Below are 1747 nucleotides of genomic sequence, written 5' to 3'. Positions count from 1 at the left end.
GAAAATTATCCAAAGGTAATCAAAATGTCCCTTACCAACGAACAGATCGTCGACGCAATCGCCGAGAAGTCCCTGATGGAAGTGATGGAGCTGGTCAAGGCCATCGAAGAGAAGTTCGGCGTCTCCGCCGCTGCTCCGGTCGCCGCAGCTGCTGCTGCTGGCCCGGCTGCTGCCGTGGAAGAGCAGACCGAATTCGACGTCATCCTGAAGTCGGCCGGCGAGAAGAAGGTCGAAGTGATTAAGGCTGTCCGCGCCATCACCGGCCTGGGCCTGAAGGAAGCCAAGGACCTGGCTGAAGCCGGCGGCATGATCAAGGAAGGCGCTTCGAAGGACGACGCTGCCAAGTTCAAGAAGGACCTGGAAGCTGCTGGCGCGACTGTCGAAGTCAAGTAAGCAGTTCCTTGCCTCGCCATCGAATCACGGCGATGCAGCCAAGGCTGGGGGCGTAAGCCCCCGGCCTTTGGTCGTTGTTGCGACAACGGCGGTAGAGCCGACCGTTGGTCGGCTGTTCTTCAGTGGTAGAGCCGACCGCTGGTTGGCTGATCCTCAGCGGTAAAGCCGACTGTCAGTCGGCTGCCACACCTTTCCGGCCGCAGGCCGGCGAGTTGGCAGTTGGAAGTAGCGGGAGAAGGCGTGCTGGTGCCGGCAATACCAGCGACTTCCAACTGACAATTTTCATGTTCCCTTCGGGCCGCGCCTGTACGGCGGCCCGCACAGCCAAGGTGAGACCCCATGACGTCATATTCGTTCACCGAAAAGAAGCGTATCCGCAAGGATTTCGGCAAGCAGCGCTCGATCCTCGAAGTGCCGTTCCTGCTTGCCATCCAGGTGGATTCCTATCGCGAATTCCTGCAGGAAAACATTGATCCGGCCAAGCGCCGTGATCTGGGCCTGCACGCCGCGCTGAAGTCGGTCTTCCCGATCGCCAGCTACAGCGGCAACGCTGCCCTGGAATACGTCGGCTACAAGCTCGGCGACCCGGTCTTCGACGAGCGCGAATGCCGTCAGCGTGGCATGAGCTACGGCGCGCCGCTGCGCGTGACCGTGCGCCTGGTGATCTACGACCGCGAGTCGTCGACCAAGGCCATCAAGTACGTGAAGGAGCAGGAGGTCTACCTCGGCGAAATCCCGCTGATGACCGACAACGGCACCTTCATCGTCAACGGTACCGAGCGCGTCATCGTGTCGCAGCTGCACCGTTCGCCGGGCGTGTTCTTCGACCACGACCGTGGCAAGACCCACAGCTCGGGCAAGCTGCTGTACAGCGCCCGCATCATTCCGTACCGCGGCTCCTGGCTGGACTTCGAGTTCGACCCGAAGGACGCGCTGTTCACCCGTATCGATCGTCGCCGCAAGCTGCCGGTGTCGATCCTGCTGCGTGCGCTGGGCTACAGCAATGAAGAAATGCTGGCCGAGTTCTTCGAGATCAACACCTTCCACATCAACCCCGATGAAGGTGTGCAGCTCGAACTGGTCTCCGAGCGCCTGCGCGGCGAGACCCTGAACTTCGACCTGGCCGACGGCGACAAGGTCATCGTCGAAGCCGGCAAGCGCATCACCGCGCGCCACGTCAAGCAGCTGGAAGCCTCGGGCATCGCCGCCCTGGCCGTGCCGGACGATTACATCGTCGGCCGCATCCTGTCGCACGACGTGGTGGACGCCAACACCGGTGAACTGCTGGCCCAGGCCAACGACGAAATCACCGACGAACAGCTGCAGGCCTTCCGCAAGGCCGGCGTCGACGCCG

1 protein-coding gene and 1 pseudogene are annotated in these 1747 nt (G+C 62.0%); both read left to right on the top strand.

All coding sequences use genetic code 11. From position 1 onward, the window contains the following. The first annotated feature begins 24 nt into the window (after positions 1-24). Entirely contained in the window at positions 25-393 is a 369-nt protein-coding gene (rplL, locus tag DBR34_RS05865; protein WP_038690307.1) for a 50S ribosomal protein L7/L12, read from the top strand. A 339-nt stretch (positions 394-732) separates the two neighbouring features. Further along, positions 733-1747, top strand: a pseudogene (rpoB, locus tag DBR34_RS05860) (DNA-directed RNA polymerase subunit beta); the annotation flags it as partial.

The sequence above is a fragment of the Stenotrophomonas sp. HMWF003 genome (genome assembly GCF_003061285.1).
Lineage (GTDB): Bacteria > Pseudomonadota > Gammaproteobacteria > Xanthomonadales > Xanthomonadaceae > Stenotrophomonas > Stenotrophomonas maltophilia_AP.
Note: the sequence above shows the minus strand (reverse complement) of the source record. Positions and strands in the feature narration are given on the sequence as shown.